The sequence below is a fragment of the Microbacterium rhizophilum genome (assembly GCF_039605615.1).
GTDB lineage: Bacteria > Actinomycetota > Actinomycetes > Actinomycetales > Microbacteriaceae > Microbacterium > Microbacterium rhizophilus.
This window is the reverse complement of sequence record NZ_JBCNUN010000009.1, coordinates 52,362-71,504: the sequence shown is the minus strand read 5'-3', so window position 1 is coordinate 71,504 and position 19,143 is coordinate 52,362. Positions and strand designations below refer to the sequence as shown.

At 69.2% G+C, this 19,143-nt stretch carries 14 protein-coding genes; all 14 read right to left on the bottom strand.

The window, feature by feature from the left end:
• Nucleotides 1–7: 7 nt before the first annotated feature.
• The 14 genes from AAD528_RS14000 to rpsG all read right to left on the bottom strand — a co-directional run bounded on the left by AAD528_RS14000 (nt 8) and on the right by rpsG (nt 19,110).
• A complete protein-coding gene (locus AAD528_RS14000; protein WP_345752701.1) occupies nt 8–2,155 on the bottom strand; it encodes an acyltransferase family protein in 2,148 nt (715 codons plus the stop codon).
• Between the two features lie 145 nt (nt 2,156–2,300).
• The gene (locus AAD528_RS13995; RefSeq protein ID WP_345752700.1) at nt 2,301–2,516 is read right to left on the bottom strand and encodes an Rv0909 family putative TA system antitoxin; all 216 of its coding nucleotides are present in this window, start codon (nt 2,514–2,516) and stop codon (nt 2,301–2,303) included.
• A 119-nt stretch (nt 2,517–2,635) separates the two neighbouring features.
• Nucleotides 2,636–4,198, bottom strand: coding sequence for a sugar transferase (locus AAD528_RS13990; RefSeq protein ID WP_345752699.1), 1,563 nt, complete (start codon nt 4,196–4,198; stop codon nt 2,636–2,638).
• Nucleotides 4,199–4,305: 107 nt separating this feature from the next.
• Complete coding sequence (locus AAD528_RS13985) at nt 4,306–6,141, bottom strand: DUF4012 domain-containing protein (RefSeq protein WP_345752698.1); 1,836 nt, start codon at nt 6,139–6,141, stop codon at nt 4,306–4,308.
• Between the two features lie 66 nt (nt 6,142–6,207).
• Nucleotides 6,208–8,397, bottom strand: a complete 2,190-nt coding sequence (locus AAD528_RS13980; RefSeq protein WP_345752697.1) for a hypothetical protein — start codon at nt 8,395–8,397, stop codon at nt 6,208–6,210.
• Between the two features lie 89 nt (nt 8,398–8,486).
• Nucleotides 8,487–9,599, bottom strand: coding sequence for a glycosyltransferase (locus AAD528_RS13975; RefSeq protein WP_345752696.1), 1,113 nt, complete (start codon nt 9,597–9,599; stop codon nt 8,487–8,489).
• 385 nt (nt 9,600–9,984) lie between these two features.
• Nucleotides 9,985–11,085, bottom strand: coding sequence for a glycosyltransferase family 4 protein (locus tag AAD528_RS13970; RefSeq protein ID WP_345752695.1), 1,101 nt, complete (start codon nt 11,083–11,085; stop codon nt 9,985–9,987).
• Between the two features lie 49 nt (nt 11,086–11,134).
• Entirely contained in the window at nt 11,135–12,058 is a 924-nt protein-coding gene (locus AAD528_RS13965) for a glycosyltransferase family 2 protein (protein WP_345752694.1), read from the bottom strand.
• Complete coding sequence (locus tag AAD528_RS13960; protein ID WP_345752693.1) at nt 12,028–13,146, bottom strand: hypothetical protein; 1,119 nt, start codon at nt 13,144–13,146, stop codon at nt 12,028–12,030. The genes AAD528_RS13965 and AAD528_RS13960 overlap by 31 nt, the downstream gene beginning before the upstream one ends.
• Nucleotides 13,143–14,168 carry an acyltransferase family protein gene (locus AAD528_RS13955; protein ID WP_345752692.1) on the bottom strand — a complete coding sequence of 342 codons (1,026 nt, stop codon included), beginning with the start codon at nt 14,166–14,168 and terminating at the stop codon, nt 13,143–13,145. The genes AAD528_RS13960 and AAD528_RS13955 overlap by 4 nt, the downstream gene beginning before the upstream one ends.
• A 192-nt stretch (nt 14,169–14,360) precedes the next feature.
• Nucleotides 14,361–14,984 (bottom strand): VanZ family protein, encoded by a 624-nt coding sequence (locus AAD528_RS13950; RefSeq protein ID WP_345752691.1) that lies wholly within the window; start codon nt 14,982–14,984, stop codon nt 14,361–14,363.
• Nucleotides 14,985–15,073: 89 nt separating this feature from the next.
• On the bottom strand, nt 15,074–16,264 hold the full coding sequence (gene tuf, locus AAD528_RS13945; protein WP_345752690.1) for an elongation factor Tu: 1,191 nt from the start codon (nt 16,262–16,264) through the stop codon (nt 15,074–15,076).
• Between the two features lie 156 nt (nt 16,265–16,420).
• Nucleotides 16,421–18,535 carry an elongation factor G gene (fusA, locus tag AAD528_RS13940; protein WP_345752689.1) on the bottom strand — a complete coding sequence of 705 codons (2,115 nt, stop codon included), beginning with the start codon at nt 18,533–18,535 and terminating at the stop codon, nt 16,421–16,423.
• A gap of 104 nt (nt 18,536–18,639) precedes the next feature.
• Entirely contained in the window at nt 18,640–19,110 is a 471-nt protein-coding gene (rpsG, locus tag AAD528_RS13935; protein WP_345752688.1) for a 30S ribosomal protein S7, read from the bottom strand.
• Nucleotides 19,111–19,143 lie beyond the last annotated feature (33 nt).

Below are 19,143 nucleotides of genomic sequence, written 5' to 3'. Positions count from 1 at the left end.
CTGTTCGTTACCTGGCCGTCGCCTGGGTGACGAGGTCCCAGAACCTCGCTCCGATGTGGCGCGCGTAGGCATCGGACATGTGCACGCCGTCCGGTCGTGTCAGGTACCCGGAGACCACCGGAGGGCAGACGTCGGCGACGCAGAACAGGCCGACCGGATCCACGTACGGCACGTCTGCCGCGTTCGTCGCGGCGCTCATCCAGTTGCGGTGGGTGAGGGTGGCCGGCTCGACCTTCCGGGTGCACGCCGCGGGACCGCTGAAGGGGCTGTAGCAGCCGCTGATCTTCCGCGTCTTGGGCAGCGTCTCGACCACCACAACGTCGCCTGCGGCGGCCTGCAGGGCAGCGGCGGTGCGCGCGACGCCCTCCGCGAACTCCGCCTTCCGCGCATCGCCCGTCGCACCGGAGCTGAGGCGATACATCGTGGACGAGGTCTCCGTGGCCACGACGAGATCGGGCCGGATCTCCTCGATCTTCTCGATCGCGCGGTGCCGGAACTCGGCGCAGCCGGGGAACGGCGTCCCCGTCCCCTCCCGTTCGACCTCCACATCGGCGATGGGGCACATCCCGGCGGCGAAGACGATGATCCGCCAGCCCTGCCGATCCAGCGCCGCCTCGAGCGCGGGCTCCCAGCTGATCGCCACCGAGTCGCCCAGCACGACCACGGTGCGCGCGCCGCTCGGGTCGCCGAAGACGCAGCGCTCCGCGACCTCGTCCACGCGGTCCTGCGGGGCCATGCCCTCGATCAGGCAGTCCTCCTCGACCCACGCCTTCGCATACCGCTCGTCGTTGCTGGAGTCGAGCGACGGGGTGATGGTCTCCGGCCAGCTGGTCAGCCGCAGTGCCGCGACGACATCAGGATCGGCATCGGGCGCGCGCAGCGCCGCCGCGGGCACCATGGCGAGCGCGCTCTTGGCCGGCACCGCGACGAACAGCGCGACGAGGCACGCGGCCGTCGCCGCGAACGCGACACCTCCCCGGACCACGCCCTTGCGCCGCGCTCCCCACCACTCGGCCCAGGACCGGCGGGGGCGCTCGGCGATCGGCGAGTGATGGATCGGCCCCTCGATCGCGTGGAAGGTCGCGATCGCCAGCGCGAACGACGCGACGATGACGGCGACATCGGCGACGCGGCCCGCATCGGGGAACCGGACGGTCGCGAAGAAGATGAGCGGCAGGTGCCAGAGATAGAGGCTGTAGGAGATGTCCCCGATATAGACGGCCGCACGATTGGTCAGGAGGACGTTTCCCCGCGCCTCGGCGCCGATCCCGGAGACGATGACCGCCGCCGCGCCGAGCGTGGGCAGCAGGGCGTTCGGCGCGGGCCATACGGTCGCGGCATCGAACAGGAGAATCGCCGCCAGCATCGCGGCGAGACCCGCGTAGGCGAGCACCGTGCGCGACCACCCCGGGAGCCTCGCGAACACCGGCGAGATCACGGCGACGAGCGCGCCGAGGCCGAGCTCCCAGCCGCGCGTGAGGGTGGAGAAGTACGCCGTACCGGGCTCGGCCGTCGACTGCACCAGCGCCCACCCGAACGACAGCGCGATGACGACCGAGATCGCTGTGCCGGCGACGAGGCGGATGCGCCGCGGGCTCGATCGCGCGCCGCGCACGAACAGCGCCAGCAGCCCCAGCAGAAGCCACGGCCAGACCAGGTAGAACTGCTCCTCCACCGACAGCGACCAGTAATGCTGCAGCGGCGTCGCGCCGTCGCTCTGCGCGAAGTAGTCCGTGCTCTTCGCGATCAGGTGCCAGTTCTCGCCGAAGAACAGCGCCCATACCCCGTCCCACGCGATCCCGCGCGCGAGGTCGGCCGTGATCACGGCGAACGAGACCGCGACCGTGGCCAGGATGACCAGCAGCGCCGCGGGCACGAGACGCTTGGCGCGCCGCAGGTAGAAGCGCCGGAACGAGATCGTGCCGCTGCGCTCGTACTCGCGCAGCAGCAGTCCGGTGATGAGGAAGCCCGAGATGACGAAGAAGATGTCCACGCCGACATAGCCCCCGGGCAGTCGCTGCTCCCAGAGGTGATTGGCGAGCACCGCGAGCACCGCGAGCGCGCGCAGGCCCTGGATGTCGAGGCGCTTGCGTCGCGGGATCGCGGGCAGCGCCGCCGGTTCGGGCGCGCGGGTGGCGGAGACTGTCTGGGTCATGGAGCTTTCCGGTCGGATTCCGGGCAGTGGCACCCGCATGCTATCGGCAGGGCGGCCTCATCCGGCCGCACCGTCCGACCGACCGGGTGTCCGGACGCGACGAGACCCCCGCCCACGAGGGGTGGGGGTCTCGATCGACAGAGCCCTACTCGTTGCCGACGGCGCCGTCGGCGTTCTCGCGGATCTGGTCCACCTGCGCGTCCATGCCGTCCGGAAGCACGCTCTTGGCGAAGTCGGCGACCTTGTCGAGGACCGCGTCGCTGACGCCCTCGGCCTGCGCGCTCTGCAGCGCGTCCTGCAGCTTGTCCTTGTTCTGGTCGAACAGATCCTTGCCCTGGTTCGCGAGATCTTCGATGCCCATGGTTCCCCTCCGGATGGGTTCGGGCGTCCGCGGATCGGGACGCTCCGCGGCCATTGTGACAGGCGCGCCGCGCGTCCGTAACCCCGGTGAGCGGGAGAGCGCCATCCGCGCGAGACGCCTCAGGCGACGGTGTCGCCGGGCATGAGCGCGGCGCGGAACGTCTTCAGCAGGATGACCAGGTCGCCCAGCAGCGACCAGTTCTCCACGTACGACAGGTCGAGGCGCACGGTGTCGTCCCACGAGAGGGCCGAGCGACCCGAGACCTGCCACAGACCCGTGATGCCGGGCTTCACGAGGAAGCGGCGGTGGACGTGGTCAGCGTACTGGTCGACCTCGCGCGGCAGCGGCGGCCGGGGGCCGACAAGCGACATGCTGCCTCCGATGACGTTGAGCAGCTGCGGCAGCTCGTCGAGGCTGAACCGGCGCATGATCTTGCCGACGGGCGTGACGCGGGGGTCGTCGCGCATCTTGAACATGATCTCGTTGCCGTGGTCGCGCTCCTGTTGCAGGGCGGCCAGGCGCGCCTCGGCGTCCTGCACCATGGAGCGGAACTTGAGCATCTTGAACTCGCCGCCGTGCAGTCCCACGCGCGTCTGACGGAACAGGATCGGCCCGGGCGAGGAGGCCTTGACGATGACCGCCAGGCCGAGCAGCAGCGGGCTGAAGACGACGACGAGAGCCACGCTCGCGAACAGGTCGAGCATGCGCTTGACGAAGCGCTGACCGGCGGAGAACCGCGGCGTCTCCACGTGGATCAGCGGCAGACCGGACACGGGGCGCGTGTGGATGCGGGGGCCGGCGATGTCGGCGATGCTCGGCGCGAGCACGAGGTGCTGGCGGCCCGCCTCGAGCGCCCAGGAGATCTCCTTGATCTTCGCGGGCCCCAGCTCGTCGGTGCTCGCGACGACGACGGTGTCGGCCCCGGCGACGGCCATCGCGCGCTCGACCGAGTTGACGTTGCCCACCACCGGGATGTCGGTGCCGCGCACCGTGGTCGACATCCGGCCGGCCGGCACGCACGCTCCGACGACGTGGTAGCCGGCGCCGGGCGAGCGCCGCAGCTCGCGCGCGACGTGGATCACCGAGCGCTCGGAGCCGACGAGCACCACGCGCGCCGCGTACTCGCCGTTCTTGCGCTTCTTGCCGAGCCAGCGACGCCAGAGCCACCGTTCCAGGAACAGCGCCAGGATGCCGATCGGGAAGGAGACGAGGAGGAACCCGCGCGCGATGCTCACCTGCAACAGGAACGCCAGGATCGCGATCGCGCCGAAGAGCTGGAAGCTGGCGTCGAAGATCCGCTTGTACTCGATCGATCCGACGCCGATCACCCGGTCGTTGCGGGTGTCGTTGAGCGCGAGCGCGAGCATCCAGAGGATCAGGATGATCGTCGACAGCAGCGTGTAGGAGGACGGCAGGAAGCCGACCTGCCCCGGGAGCGTGGCATGCCATCCGAGCCATAGATACTGCGTGCCGAAGACGACGACGATCAGCGTCGCGGCGTCCGTGATGCGCAGCCCGCGGGCGTAACGGTTGCGCCAGTCGGCCGCTCGCCCGGAGGAAGCCGGCCGTTCCGACGGGGTCAGCGCCGCTAGGGGTCCGGCGATCCGACCGGAGGGCGAGCTCGAAGCATCGTCATGCGGCGTAGCGTGCGCATGCGAGTCATGCGTCAGCTCAGTCGTCAATGGATCGCTCCTGGAGCCGCCGGGTGGGGGACTCGGGCAGTCTACTCCCGGAAGACGCTCGCGTCCCATGTTCTGCCCGCGGAATGCGACAACCCCGGACGCGGGGCTCAGCGCGCGGCGCATCCCTCGGTCGTGATGTCGTACGCGGTCTTGTTGATCATCGGCGTCGAGCGGATCTCGAGCGGGCCGTAGTCGCCGTCATCCCCGGTGAACGTCGTGGTGACGGCACCCGACTCCCCCGGCTTGAGGACGGCCATGAACCAGGCGACGGGGCGCCCCAGGTCGTCGATGTCATGGCGCACCTCGGTCACATCCCGGCCGTCGACGCTGACGCTCTCGACCTCGGTGCCCGGGGGGCCGTACACGTAGACGGCGGTGTAGAACTGCTCGGCCGATCGCAGCCGCATGCTCTTGATGTACTGCGGCAGTGCATCCGCCGCGGCCTGATCGATGTCGAGCGTCAGGGCCGTCTTGGTCGTGAACGATCGTCGCCCGTCGGCGCACGTCTCGTTCACCGCTACCGCCGACTTCATGTAGTAGTCGATCTTCGAGCCGGACTCGTCGCGGAAGTACACGCCGACGGCCGTCTGCTCCTCGTTGTCCGTGGGCAGGATGCCCGAGACCCGCTCGGGGGCGATCTTGTCCTGCAGCTCCTTGTGCGCGCTCCAGAACATCACGTTGCCGCCCTCGATACCGCGGCTGATCGCCGAAGCCATCTTCATGGCGTCGAAGTCGCCCGCGGCGACCTTCTCGAAGATCGTCACCGCCGCGCTGGCGAAGAACGCGTCCACGGTCGGGGCGTCGCGGTAGTTGCCGTACCTCATGTAGATGCCGTTGAGCAGCATGTCGGCGGCGTTCTTGGAGTCGAGGGTGTCCCCGGTCGCAAGATCCACGGGACCCGTCGCGCCGATCATGTAGCCCAGCACGATCGGATCGATCGCGACCACGCCGTCGATCTGGTCGGGGGCGATGTCGCGCTGCCACCACGCGGACAGGATCTGCGCCATCGTCGGGAAGTCCGGACGGCTCGCGGACGTGTTGACGTACCGGACGAGATAGTCGCTGTAGAGGTCGATGGCGCTCTGGGGCACCTCGACGTCGACGGCGTTGTTGTTGCTGTACTTCTGACTGTCTGCCTGGCCGGCGATCTCGATCCGGCCGTTGTCGACGTGGAGGAGCGTCTGGGAGCCCGCGGATCCGCCGAGGCCGACGGACTCGGCGTTGTTCTGCGAGACCATCAGGTAGTTGCGGGGGCCGTTGGCCCCCAGCAGCTCCGGCAGCAACGGCAGCGTCTCGGCCGCCCCCGACATCACCGGGGCGACCATGTCGACGCCCTCGCGCACCTGCGGGATCAGCGCGTCCGACTCCCGCACGCCCTCGACCGCCTCCGCGAGACGCTGGATCTCCGGGGTGGAATCCTGCACGGCCGGAAGCAGGCGTGCGAACACCGGCTCGCCGCTCTCCGCGTTCAGGGCGCCGTACGCCGGCACAGCGAGGTCGTTCGCCAGGACGTCGAGCGACTCGGCGGCCAGGCGCACGCCCTGCAGGTTGGGCCCCGCGAACGGGATGAACTCGGCGACCCGCCACACCGGATCGCCCGACGCGGAGGCAGCGGCCTCGCCGTGCCGGCCCAGGGACTCGAGCGCCGCGGGGACGTCGTCCCCCTTCTGCAGCTGTGCGACTGCGGCCTGCGCCGATTCGAGCTCGTTCTTCACCGTGATCGCGCGGAAGGCCAGCCACACGGCGGCGAGCAGCAGCACCACGACGACCAGGACGATCGTCACGATGACGGCGCGCTTGCGCGAGCGCCGCGGCGGGCGGGACTCGTCCGGCTCGTCGGCGGGCACGTCGAAGATCGCCGTCGGGGAGGTTTCGGGGCGGCGGGACGCGGAGAGATCGCGCCTCGTACGGGGCGCGGTGCGGTCGTCAGGCGTGTGGGACATCGCTCCAACTCTAGGAGAGATACCCGGCGTTCCCCCTCGGAACCGCTGAGAGAGCCCTGGCGCGGCTCAGCCTCGCGGGGACTCCTGAGGCTCCGGCGACTGCTCCGGGCTGCTCTCACCCGGCTCCGTCTGCTCGCCCGCCGGAGCCTCGCCGATGCCGCCGCCCAGCAGCACGATCCGGTCCAGGTCGATCGAGATCCTGCCGGCGCGCGGTTCGACCTCGGTCACGGCGCCCGCGAGGTCGGTGACCGTGACGGTGTCCCAGGCGGGGAACTCGGCCTTCAGCGGTCCGGCGGTCGGGTATGCCACCTTCGACGTGTCACCCGGCTCTCCGAAAGACACCGAGCGGACGCCGTCGATTCTGTCCACGCCCGCGAATTCGCGGTTGTCGAGGGTCGCGAGCCACAGCGCCTGGACGAACGCGGCCGGCTTCGGCGGCAGGGCCGCCACTCCTCCGCGCGGCTGCCAGAACAGGCCGAAGTTCCCCTCGTGGTCGGCCTGGTTCGTGGTGTCGTTGACGAGGTCGTACCAGAAGTAGTGGGAGATGCCGGAGGCGAGCGCGGTCGACTGCGCACGCACCAGGCGATTGCCCTGCTCGGTGAGCGAGACGTCGCCCGTCTTGGTGGTCCAGCCGAGCTCGGTCACCCAGATCGGCTTCTCGCCGCCGTTCGCCCGCATGCTGTCGCGCGCCTGCTTCGCGACGCCAGCCAGACCATCGGGGCTGCCGTACACCTGGTAGGGGTGGAAGCTCATGGCATCGGCGCTGTTCAGCCCGCCTCGCGCCCACAGCTCGTCGAAGAAGCCGCCCTCGTAGTTCCCCGTGACGCCGCCGATCACCGGCAGGTCCGGCGCGACGGCGTCGACGTGCTGGTGCGCCGACTGCAGCAGCGGCAGGTAGCAGCCGCCGCTGCGGCAGCCCTTGTTGAACGTCGGGATGTTGAACTCGTTGAAGACCTCGAGGCCCATCAGGTCGAAGTTCTGTGCGATCGCCGCGGCGTATCGGCCGTAGCCGTCCAGTCCGTCGGGACTGCTGGGCACGCGGTTGCCGTCGTACAGCGGGTTGGTCCATCCGGCGATGCCGAGCACGCCGAGCCCGCGCGCGCCGGCCTGCGCCGCGGTCGTCGTATAGCGCTCGTGGAACGCGTAGACGCCGCGTTGCTTCTCGACGTTCTTCCACGTGATGTTGAAGCGGATGGCGCCCATGCCGAGCGAGCTCGCGGCGGCCGCGACGTCGACGTTGAAGGCCTTCGTCGGATGCGTGTGCGCGCCGATCCGGTCATCGGGAGCGAGGTATGCCTCGGGCATGCGGACGATGCCCACGGGTGTCGACACGGTCTGCCCGGCGGAGTCGGTCACGGCGATGTCGTAGTAGCCCTGCGGCAGGTTCTCGAGCGGCACGGGCGAGACGCGGTCGCCGAGCTTCGCGGCGCCGCGCGCCGCTTCCGACCCGTCGGCGCGCGTCGCGACCCAGGTCGCGTCGCCCGGCGCCATCGCGGCGGCCAGAGTGGCGGTCTTCTCGTTCAGGATCAGCGCGTCGTTGCGGATGCCGAAGTCGCTCGAGACGTCCTCGAACGACGCGTTGGGGACGACGTTCTTCCCGTCGGGACCGGCGATGACGATCCGGTCGATGGCGAAGCCGCGCACGGGCCCGTTCAGGCTCACCTTCAGGTCCGCCGCGGTCTGATCGGCGCCCGAGGTGAAGGTGTCCTCGATCGTCCACCACTCGCTGCCGAGATCCGGCATCTCGAGCTTCGTGTCGCCGATCGCGATCTCGACGGGCGTCTCGGCCACCTCCTCGTCGAGCAGTCGCACGTCGAACGAGACGTCGTACTCCTCGCCCGGCGTCAGCGCGATCGGGGTGTAGGCCGCGACGACCTGCTCCTGGACCGCCGGAGCGTCGAACGAGAGGGAAACAGCGCCGTCCGAGGCGCCGCCGACCTGCGGCAGCACCGCCCCGACCTCTGTGGACCCCGCGAGGTTCCACCCGGCGACATCGGCCCGGGCTGTCGCGGTGCGCGGCAGCTCGCCGGCCCCGGGCTGAGGCGTCGGTGTGGGTGTGGGGGTCGGAGTGGGACTCGGCGTCTGAGTGCGCGTGGCCTGCGGGGTGGGCCGCGCGCCCAGGTTCGCGACGACCGCGGCCGCGGTGCCCCCCACGACCACGAGCGCGGCCACCGTCGTGATCGCGACGATGGCGCGCCGGCGCGTCCACCAATCGCGGCTGAACGGCCGCTTCCACCACTGCTGCGCGTCGGACATGTGCCCCCCGTGTCGTTACGTGCGTGAGGCCATCGTCGCATCCGGCTCGGGTCGAACCGTCGAATCCGCCGAGAATGACGGGTGGCGGGTCAGCGCCGGGCCCCCCCGCGCGTGCGGTAGATCGCCAGCGAGTCGATGCCGATCCGGTCGTCGGTGAAGTGCCGTCGAATGCGTTCCTGCGCCGCGTCGCCCATGCGCTGGCGCAGCTCGGCGTCGAGCAGGAGCGTGCGGGTCGCCTCGAGCAGCTCGGCGTCGGTCGCGCAGACGAAGCCGGTCACGCCGTGCTCGACCGTGTCGCGGTTGCCGACGATGTCGGTGGTCACCGCGGGGATTCCGCGCCCCTGCGCGTGGATCAGCGAGAGCGACATGCCCTCCCACAGCGACGGGAACAGCAGCACATCGGTGCCGGTGAAGATCTCCTCGAGCTCCTCGGGCGTGACCCACTGCCGCAGGACCACGGGGGCGTCGCCGATCCAGGACTCGCGATCCTCGTCCTCTCCCCCGCCGACCCACAGGAACTCACCCAGATCGGCGAGCTCGCGGGCGATCGCAGCGAAGCGCCACGGCGCCTTCTGATAGGCGATGCGGCCGACCATGGTCACGCGCGGCCGCTCGCCGTCCACGTGCACGCGCGGCGTGATCGACGCGGCCGGCACGCCCGACTGCAGGTAGTCGACGCGCGGCGCCTTCAGCTGCTCCCGGGCGATGTCGATCTCGCCGGCCGACGTCACGACGAGGGTGCTGCGCCGCGCGAGGAGCCGCTCGACCCACAGCGTGGCGAGCCGCACGAGCCGCGGCGTGTTCTCGCGCAGGAATGCGAAGCCATGCGGCGAATAGAACACGGACTCGCCATGGGCTCCGAGCGCTGCACGTGCGCCGCCGGCGAGCGACGAGTGCAGATGGATCACATCGAAGCGTCCCGAGCGCGCCAGGCGCCGCACCTCGCCGATCAGGCCGAGCACGTTCGTGGCGGTCGATCCCCGATCGATCGGGGGGAGCACCGCGACCCGCTCGTCGAGGCGCGCGACGATCGCGTCGGCCGGCGGGGTGTCCGTGCGCACGGTGTGGAGCACCGAGACCTCGGCGCCCTCCTCGATCTGCCGGCGGGAGATGCTGTCGATGAAGCTGAGGATGCCGCTGGCCATGGCCTCGGTCACGTGAAGGATGCGCATCGGCGCGGCGTCGACGTTCCCCCCAGTCACCCTCCGACCATAACGTGGCGACGGCGGGCGGCCTCGCAGGACGCGGCGCGACGGCTCGCGAAAAAGCGAGGCGGACCCGGGGATGTCCCCGGGTCCGCTACGCGTCAATCGTGCGCTCAGGGCTTGCCGGAGCAGAGCAAGCGGGCGTTGCCGAACGCGGCGGCACCATCTGCGTGCTGTGTGCCGGTGCTGACGCCAGTCTCCAGACGGAGGCGCAGACCACCCTTCACGTTCAGCGTCACGCGCTTGGCCGGCCCGAGCAGCGCGGTTCCGAGTGAGTACTGCGCCGCATCGACCCGAGCCGAAACAGCACGCCTCACTCCACTCTCCGACTCGTCCGACGGGCCCGCCATCGCCAATCCGGATGGAACCGGATGGTCCGCGGTCAGCGCCGCTCGATGTCCTCCTGAAGCGCGCGGATGGCGCCCGCCAGCTGTGGCGCCGCATACGTCCAGCGGCACTTCGGCGCGTACGCCCGCGCCGTCGCGGCGAGCTCGGCGCGCACGGCGGGCTCCGCCGCGATGCGCGCGACCGCCCGCGCGAGGTCCTGGGGCTCGTTCACGTCCACGAGAAGGCCGTATCCCTCGCTCAGCATGTCGACCTGGGCCGGGATGTCGGTGGCGATGACCGGCACGCCCGCCGCGACCGACTCGAGCACCTTGAACGGCGTCGTGGTCTTGGCCATCGAGTCGGTGGCGCTCTTCGGGCACAGCGTCACGAGGGCGCCGGCGACGTAGCGCGCGAGCTCCGCCGGCGGCTTCGGACCGAGCCAGCTGACGCCGGGGCCTTCCGCGTCCCGCACGGCCTGCGCCTTCTCGCCGTCGCCGATCACGAGGAGCTTCAGGCCCTCGGGCCACGCCGCGGACCGCCGCGCCTCGAGCATGTAGTCGATCCCCTGCCAAGGTGCCAGTCCGCCGAAGAAGAGCACATACGGCTCCCCGAGATCGATCGGGGAGGCGTCGAAGAAGACATCGGACACACCGCTGGGCATGACCGCGATCGGCACCGGCGCGGCACTCGCCCGCTCGGCCTCCACCCACTCGACGAGACCGCCGTTCACGCACAGGATGCTCGACGCGCCCTCCAGGCTCTTCGTCATCAGCCGGCGGATGCCCGGGATCCTCCGCAGCCACGGGTTCGTCTCGTACGCCGACGCGTCGTTGCCCTGCACGAGCAGCATCACGCGGCCGCCCTTGCGGAACCACCGCGGCGTGACGAACGCGAGGAACGGGTGCCAGCGCGTCACGAGGACGCCGGCGTGGGCGGCCCGGCGTGCGCGCAGCACGAGCGACAGCAGGCGGCGCACCTTGCCGACGATGCCGCCGCCGGAGGTCTCCGAGAAGATCTGAGCACGCACCGGGATGCCGGCGGCGTCCAGGCGGGCCCGGCTGCCGTCCATGTGGGTGCGGGCCGCCGACCCGACGCGCGTCGATTCCATCCAGAGCATCGTGACGCCTTCCGGGGCGCCGGCCTGTGCGGCATACATCGCGTCCATGCTAGGCGACGCGCTCGCTCGGATCCGGGAGCGGCGAGCGTCAGCCCTCACGGCGGTATTCGTGCACGCGGTACCCGAACAGGCCCGCCAGCTTGCCCACCGGGATCAGCACACGCCGCACCGAGCGCGACCGACGACCGCGGCCAAGCGCCGAGTCGAGCGCAACCTGGGCCACGCCGATCGCCAGGGTCGCCAGCGCCTTGGCAGCGAACGGGATGATCGGATCGCCGTGCTTGCGCTGCACGCGCGCCTCCACGATCCCGTTCCGGACGAAGCGCTGCCGCAGCCACGGCCAGGACAGTCGCGAGGCGGGCACGTCCTCCGAGACGACGGCCTCGCCGCAGAACAGGATGCGTGCACCCGCCTTGCGGACGCCCCAGAACAGGTCCCAGTCGGATCCGCCCGTGCTGGAGAACTCGGGATCGAACGTCGGCGACCCGGCTCGCTCCCACGCCTCCCGGGTCAGCAGGGTGTTGTTGGTCGCGGCGCTCGGAAGCTCGGCGCCGGTCTGGTCGAGACGGCGCTGATAGAACCCACCGCGGCGGACCCAGGCGGGGGCGTCTTCGGGCAGCACCGTGACCACGGGCCCCTGGACGACGCCGGCGCCCGACTCGCGCGCGTATCGCGTGATCGTCGCGTACCAGTCGGGCTCGACCCACTCGTCGTCGTCGACGAAGACGACGCCGGCGTGGTCGGTCCTGAAGTGCGTCAGGCCTCGGTTCCGGGCGCTCGCGATCCCGGGCTCCGGCTCGATCTCGTACACGGGTGCCAGCGGGTGGCCCTCGACGACCTGGCGCGCGGATCCGGCGGCGTCGTTGTCCACCACCACGATGTCGGCGGTGTCGTCCACGCTCTCGGCGAGGCTGTCCAGCAGTCGACGCAGGTCGTCCGGGCGACGATAGGTCGCGATCGCGATCAGGTGACGACGGGACGTCATGCGCGCGCCCGCCCGGTCCAGCTCCACGGCTCCGCCTGTCCCGTCCGCGGCAGCGCATGGCGGAGCGAGAGCAGCAGCGCCAGACCGACCGGCAGCAGCGGCATGAGGTGACGGAGCACGGATCCGTAGTCGGGCTCGAAGACCGCCTGCACCGCGGCGAACGCGCACAGCAGCGAGAGCGCGCGGCGCGCGATCACGCCGTCGAGCGTGCGCACCGACGGCCAGCGCCGCGCCGATCGCGCCACCGACAGCGGCAGGAGTCGGAGGAAGATCAGCACGGCCGAGACGGCGACGTAGACGAGGCCGGCCGTGAAGGGCAGCGCGAGCGGCACGAGGATCAGCCAGTAGTTCACGAACAGATCGATCAGGCCGCCGACCGGCTGCGGAAGCGGCACGATGGTCAGCAGCTGCGTATTCGCCTCGAGCACGCTCACGACCTTCTCGCGGAAGTAGTTCGGGTCGTTGCCGAGCACGAGGAAGTTGCCGAGCCCGATGGCCACCGCAGCCAGGCTTCCGATGATCAGCAGATAGCGCACGCGCACCTGCACCCAGGTCACCGCGCGGTACGCCACGTAGCCGACCGTGATCAGGAACCAGTAGTCGCGGAACCAGTACGAGTACGCGATCATCGCGCCGATGATCGGGATCTCCCACCAGATGCGACGGCTCATCAGCAGGATGAACGCCACCGGCAGCACGAAGATGTCCTTCGAGTACTGGCCGAGGTAGTAGGCGGATCCGAGGTACGCGGCGAGCACGTAGAGCGCGACCGGCCAGCCGATCCGGTGCGGGCGCAGGCGGAAGATCGTGAACGTCACGACGGCGGCGGCGAGCGCGAAGCTGAACAAACCGGCGAGCAGGGGAGCGTCCCCCATGCCGAGCATGCGGTAGATCGTCGCCACGGGCGTGAAGGACTGGTCCACGAAGTCGGGCCGCTGGCCCGACGAGATGCGCCAGATCTTCAGGGCATCGGGGCTCAGCTGTTCCGAGGAGAAGTTCCGCAGGACGACGACCACGATGCCGCCGAGCAGGCCGACGACGACCGCGATCCACAGGAGCGCATCGGGGCGACGGAACCAGGCACGCGGATCCGCCCACCGAGCCCGCGGCGTCATACCTTCTCCCCCAGCACGAACCGGCCCGGCCGGTAGCGCTTCAGGATGCGAGTGCCCCATGCGGCCAGCAGGATGCCGATGACGCTGCAGATGACGAACAAGACGACGTCGTCGGTCACGTGCAGCCGCTCGAAGATCTCGCGCGTGCCCGCCACGGCGAACGGGTGCAGCAGGAAGATGCCGGACGAATACGCGCCGAGGCGCGCCAGGGGGCTCCAGCCGAGCCGCCAGGAAAGACATGCGACCGGGAACAGCGCTCCGAGAAGGACCCCGAGCAGGTCGTGACGGGAGTTCACGACGGGGACGACGCCGGCGAAGCCCAGCTGCGTGTAGGCGAACAGGACGACCACGGCCGCGCTGACGACGATCGCCGCCCACCGCGGCATCCGGGCCCACTGGAAGCGATGCGCCATGATGCCGACGATGAAGAACGGGGCCAGCGTGAGCGAGTTGCCCCACTGCAGCACGGTCTTCTCGCCGGGGTTGATCGCGAGGTTGATGACGATCAGCGCGATCCCGACGGCGGCGAGCACGTACCAGCGCTCGAGCAGCCTGTAGGAGTCGAGCAGTGCGACGACCGCGAAGATCCAGAAGGTCGAGATCAGGAACCAGTAGGGGCTCAGCGAGTACACGAACCACTGCCAGGGCGCGAGGTCGGTGGGGTTGTTCGCGCCCGGGAGCGCGGTCTGCATGATGCCGATCAGCGCCACGAAGATCACATACGGGATCAGCAGGCGGCGGATCTTCTTGCCCATGAACAGCCGGTACGTGCCCGGGCCGACCGGACGCCACGCGTAGACGAAGCCCGCGAGGAACGTGAACAGCGGCATGCGGAGGTAGATGAACGACTCGGCGTACCAGCGGAACGCCGAGTCGTCGGGCACCGCGATGCCGGAGTGGTCGTCGAACCCGATCACGTGCATCGTGACCAGCAGGATGCACGCGATGCCACGCAGGGTGTCGACCGGCACGTCGCGACGCGAGGTCGCGGCCGCGCGGGCGGGGGAGCTGATGCGTGTCATGGCGTTCTGTTCATCTCAGTCATTGTCCCGCGGAGCCGCGCATCATGAGCGCGCTTGGCGGACGGCGGGCCGGCGGCGCGTCGCGTCGCGAAGCGAACCCGCCGCATCCTGTACCGCCCTGAGCTCGGGGGCGTCCTCAGGCTATCAACAGCCGCCCGTGCGCTCGTCGAGCGTGGCTCGACAGGGTCCGCGTCAGAAAGGCAGCCGCTGCGTCGGGGCGGCACCCGTGTCCTGCCAGACATCGCCGAACACGGCGGACGCACCCTGATCTCGGGCCGGTTTCCTGCTCGCCTGAGATGCCTCACGCTCGCGGATCCGTTCCTCGTCCCGCTCCCAGATCGCGCGTTCGATGACGCGCCGATCCCGCGCGTAGATCAGCGCGCGCATGATCATCGCCAGCAGCACCCCGAGGTAGCCGCCCGAGGTGTTGGCGAGCACGTCCGTCATGCTCGACACGCGGGATTCGAGGGCCGCGCCCTGGGTGTACTCGATGAACCCGGAGTAGGCCGGCAGGATCAGCAGCGCGAGCCACCACAGACGTCGCGAGAGCGCGAGCCCGACGAGGAAGCCCAGGGGGACGAACATGCCGACGTTGGCGGTGAACTCCAGTTCATCGAATCCGAATCGACGCGGAACCCCGAACCGGTACAGGATCGGGAGCACGCGATCGGCGAGGCTTCCGAACTCCAGATCCGACGGGTCCGGCCACAGCGTGATCAGGGAGACGAAGCTGACATAGATGACGAGCAGGACGGTGGACACCCACAGCCGCGCGTAGCTGCGCGGCGGCCGCGGCCCCAGGGCGATGTCGGTCATGCGCGCTCCATCCGTCGGTCCTGCGGAAAAACGAAAGTGGGCCGGATCCGAGGATCCGACCCACTGACGTAGTGAGTTCTGGGAAGAACTTACTTGACGATCTTGGTCACCGTGCCGGCGCCGACGGTGCGGCCACCCTCACGGATCGCGAAGCCGAGGCCCTCTTCCATGGCGATGGGCTGGATCAGCGCCACCGTCATGTCCGTGGTGTCGCCGGGCATGACCATCTCGGTGCCCTCGGGCAGCGTGATGACGCCGGTGACGTCCGTGGTGCGGAAGTAGAACTGCGGGCGGTAGTTCGTGTAGAAGGGGTTGTGACGGCCACCCTCGTCCTTCGACAGGATGTACGCGGTGCCCTCGAAGTCGGTGTGCGGCGTGACCGAACCCGGCTTCACGACGACCTGGCCGCGCTCGACGTCCTCGCGCTTGAGGCCACGGAGCAGGAGACCGCAGTTCTCGCCGGCCCACGCCTCGTCGAGCTGCTTGTGGAACATCTCGATACCCGTGACCGTGGTCTTCTGGGTGTTGCGGATGCCGACGATCTCGACCTCGGAGTTGATGGCCAGCGTGCCACGCTCGGCGCGGCCCGTGACGACCGTGCCACGACCCGTGATGGTGAAGACGTCCTCGATGGGCATGAGGAACGGCTTGTCCTTGTCACGCACCGGGTCGGGGATGTTCTCGTCGACGGCCTCCATGAGGTCGAGGATGGACTGCGTCCACTTCTCGTCACCCTCGAGAGCCTTCAGGCCCGAGACGCGCACGACCGGAGCGTCCTCGGCGAAGCCCTGCGACGCGAGCAGCTCGGAGACCTCGAGCTCGACGAGCTCCAGGATCTCCTCGTCGTCGACCATGTCGGCCTTGTTCAGCGCGACGAGCAGGTAGGGCACGCCGACCTGCTTGGCGAGCAGCACGTGCTCACGCGTCTGGGCCATCGGGCCGTCGGTCGCCGCGACCACCAGGATCGCGCCGTCCATCTGGGCGGCACCGGTGATCATGTTCTTGATGTAGTCGGCGTGACCCGGGGCGTCGACGTGAGCGTAGTGGCGCTTCGGCGTCTCGTACTCGACGTGCGAGATGTTGATCGTGATGCCGCGCTGACGCTCCTCGGGAGCCGAGTCGATCGACGCGAAGTCGCGCTGCACGTTGGTAGCCGACGGGTACTTGTCGGCGAGCACCTTCGAGATCGCCGCGGTGAGCGTCGTCTTACCGTGGTCGACGTGACCGATCGTTCCGATGTTCACGTGCGGCTTGGTGCGCTCGAACTTGGCCTTAGCCACTGGGTCCTCCTCAGGACGATTCATGGATCATCGCCGGGCGCTGGATTGCGACCGGGTCTGTCCGGGGATGGTTCTCAGTCTAATAGAGAGTCTGTGTGAAGTTTTTGAGCGGGCGGGGACGAGACGTCCCCGCCCGGGACCGTCAGGGTCGGACGATTACTCGCCCTTGCCCTTCTGGATGATCTCGTCGGCCACGGCCTTCGGAACCTCGGAGTAGCTGTCGAACTCCATCGAGTAGACCGCGCGGCCCGAGGTCTTCGAGCGCAGGTCGCCGATGTAGCCGAACATGGCCGACAGCGGGACGAGGGCCTTGATGACCTTCACGCCCTGCGCGTCCTCCATGGACTGCATCTGGCCACGACGGGAGTTCAGGTCGCCGATGACGTCGCCCATGTACTCCTCGGGCGTGCGGACCTCGACGGCCATGAGCGGCTCGAGCAGCACGGGGTTCGCCTTGCGGACGGCCTCCTTGAAGCCCATCGAGCCGGCGATCTTGAACGCCATCTCCGAGGAGTCGACGTCGTGCGACGCGCCGTCCTTCAGGACCGCCTTGACGCCGACCATCGGGTAGCCCGCGAGGACACCCGTGTTCATGGCGTCCTGGAAGCCCTGGTTCGTCGGCTCGATGTACTCGCGCGGGATGCGACCGCCCGAGACCTCGTTGACGAACTCGTAGGTCTTGTCGGCCGTGAGCTCGAGGGGCTCGAGCGCGAACTGGATCTTCGCGAACTGGCCCGAGCCACCGGTCTGCTTCTTGTGCGTGTAGTCGTGACGCTCGACGGTCTTGCGGATCGTCTCGCGGTACGCGACCTGCGGCTTGCCGACGTTGGCCTCGACCTTGAACTCGCGCTTCATGCGGTCCACGAGGATGTCGAGGTGCAGCTCGCCCATGCCCTTGACGACGGTCTGACCGGTCTCGGCGTTGTTCTCGACGCGGAACGTCGGGTCCTCCTCCGCGAGCTTCTGGATCGCGAGACCCAGCTTCTCCTGGTCGGCCTTCGTCTTGGGCTCGATCGCGACCTCGATGACCGGCTCCGGGAACGTCATCGACTCGAGCACGACCTGGTGGTCGGAGTCCGAGAGGGTGTCGCCCGTGGTCGTGTCCTTGAGGCCGATGACCGCGTAGATGTGACCCGCGGTGACCGAGTCGACCGGGTTCTCCTTGTTGGCGTGCATCTGGAAGATCTTCCCGATGCGCTCCTTCTTGCCCTTGGTCGAGTTGACGACCGCGGAGCCCGAGTCCAGGTGGCCCGAGTACACGCGGATGTAGGTCAGACGACCGAAGAAGGGGTGCGTGACGACCTTGAACGCGAGCGCCGTGAAGGGCTCGTCGCGGTCGGCGTGACGCTCGATGATCGTCTCTTCGTTCTTCGGGTCGTGCGCCTCGATGGCGGGCACGTCGATCGGCGCCGGCAGGTAGTCGACGACCGCGTCCAGCATCGGCTGCACGCCGCGGTTCTTGAACGCCGAGCCGCACAGGACCGGGTAGATCTCGCTGGCGATCGTGAGCTTGCGGATGCCGGCCTTGATCTCGGCGACCGTGAGCTCCTCGCCGCCGAAGTACTTCTCGAGCAGCGCGTCGTCGGTCTCGGCGACCGTCTCGAGGAGCTTCTCGCGGTACTCCGCGGCCTTGTCGGCCAGGTCGGCCGGGATCTCGGTGATCTCGTACTTGGCGCCCATGGTCACGTCGCCCTTGGCGTCGCCGGGCCACACCAGCGCGCGCATCTCGACGAGGTCGATGACGCCCACGAAGTCGTTCTCCGCACCGATCGGCAGCTGGATCACGAGCGGCTTGGCCTTCAGGCGGTTGACGATCGTGTCGACCGTGAAGTAGAAGTCTGCGCCGAGCTTGTCCATCTTGTTGACGAAGCAGATGCGGGGCACGTCGTACTTGTCGGCCTGACGCCACACCGTCTCGGACTGGGGCTCGACGCCCTCCTTGCCGTCGAAGACCGCGACGGCGCCGTCGAGGACGCGCAGCGACCGCTCGACCTCGACCGTGAAGTCCACGTGGCCGGGGGTGTCGATGATGTTGATCTGGTTCTTGTCCCAGAAGCACGTCACAGCAGCGGACGTGATCGTGATGCCACGCTCCTGCTCCTGCTCCATCCAGTCGGTCGTCGCGCCACCGTCGTGCGTCTCGCCGATCTTGTGGTTCACACCCGTGTAGAACAGGATGCGCTCGGTCGTCGTGGTCTTACCGGCATCGATGTGCGCCATGATGCCGATGTTGCGGACCTTCTTGAGGTCGGTGAGCACTTCCTGTGCCACTTGCGGTTCCTAACGTGTGGTGTGGAGTAGAGCGTGGGTGCCGGGCCCGGTGACGGGTCCCGTCTCCGGGCCCGGCAGGTCGCATCCGGGGATGCGGGTGCTGTTTACCAGCGGTAGTGCGCGAAGGCCTTGTTCGACTCGGCCATCTTGTGCGTGTCCTCGCGACGCTTGACGGCGGCGCCGAGGCCGTTCGAGGCGTCGAGGATCTCGTTCATCAGACGCTCGGTCATCGTCTTCTCACGACGGCCCTTGGCGTAGCTGACGAGCCAGCGCAGCGCGAGCGTGTTCGCGCGGTGCGGCTTGACCTCGACCGGCACCTGGTAGGTCGAGCCGCCGACGCGGCGGCTGCGGACCTCGAGGGTCGGACGGACGTTGTCGAGCGCCTTCTTGAGCGTCGCGACCGCGTCCTGGCCGTTCTTCGCCTCCACGCCCGAGAGCGCGGTGTAGACGATGTGCTCGGCGATCGACTTCTTGCCGTCGACGAGGATCTTGTTCACGAGCTGCGTGACGATCGGAGCGCCGTAGACCGGGTCGTTGACGACGGGGCGCTTCGGGGCGGGTCCCTTACGAGGCATCTGACTCAGCCCTTCTTCGCGCCGTAGCGGCTG

Coding starts and splice junctions, on each gene's coding strand:
- AAD528_RS14000 (WP_345752701.1), bottom strand. CDS start 2,155: ATGACCCAGACAGTCTCCGCCACCCGCGCGCCCGAACCGGCGGCGCTG.
- AAD528_RS13995 (WP_345752700.1), bottom strand. CDS start 2,516: ATGGGCATCGAAGATCTCGCGAACCAGGGCAAGGATCTGTTCGACCAG.
- AAD528_RS13985 (WP_345752698.1), bottom strand. CDS start 6,141: ATGTCCCACACGCCTGACGACCGCACCGCGCCCCGTACGAGGCGCGAT.
- AAD528_RS13980 (WP_345752697.1), bottom strand. CDS start 8,397: ATGTCCGACGCGCAGCAGTGGTGGAAGCGGCCGTTCAGCCGCGATTGG.
- AAD528_RS13970 (WP_345752695.1), bottom strand. CDS start 11,085: ATGTATGCCGCACAGGCCGGCGCCCCGGAAGGCGTCACGATGCTCTGG.
- AAD528_RS13960 (WP_345752693.1), bottom strand. CDS start 13,146: ATGACGCCGCGGGCTCGGTGGGCGGATCCGCGTGCCTGGTTCCGTCGC.
- AAD528_RS13955 (WP_345752692.1), bottom strand. CDS start 14,168: ATGACACGCATCAGCTCCCCCGCCCGCGCGGCCGCGACCTCGCGTCGC.
- AAD528_RS13950 (WP_345752691.1), bottom strand. CDS start 14,984: ATGACCGACATCGCCCTGGGGCCGCGGCCGCCGCGCAGCTACGCGCGG.
- rpsG (WP_345752688.1), bottom strand. CDS start 19,110: ATGCCTCGTAAGGGACCCGCCCCGAAGCGCCCCGTCGTCAACGACCCG.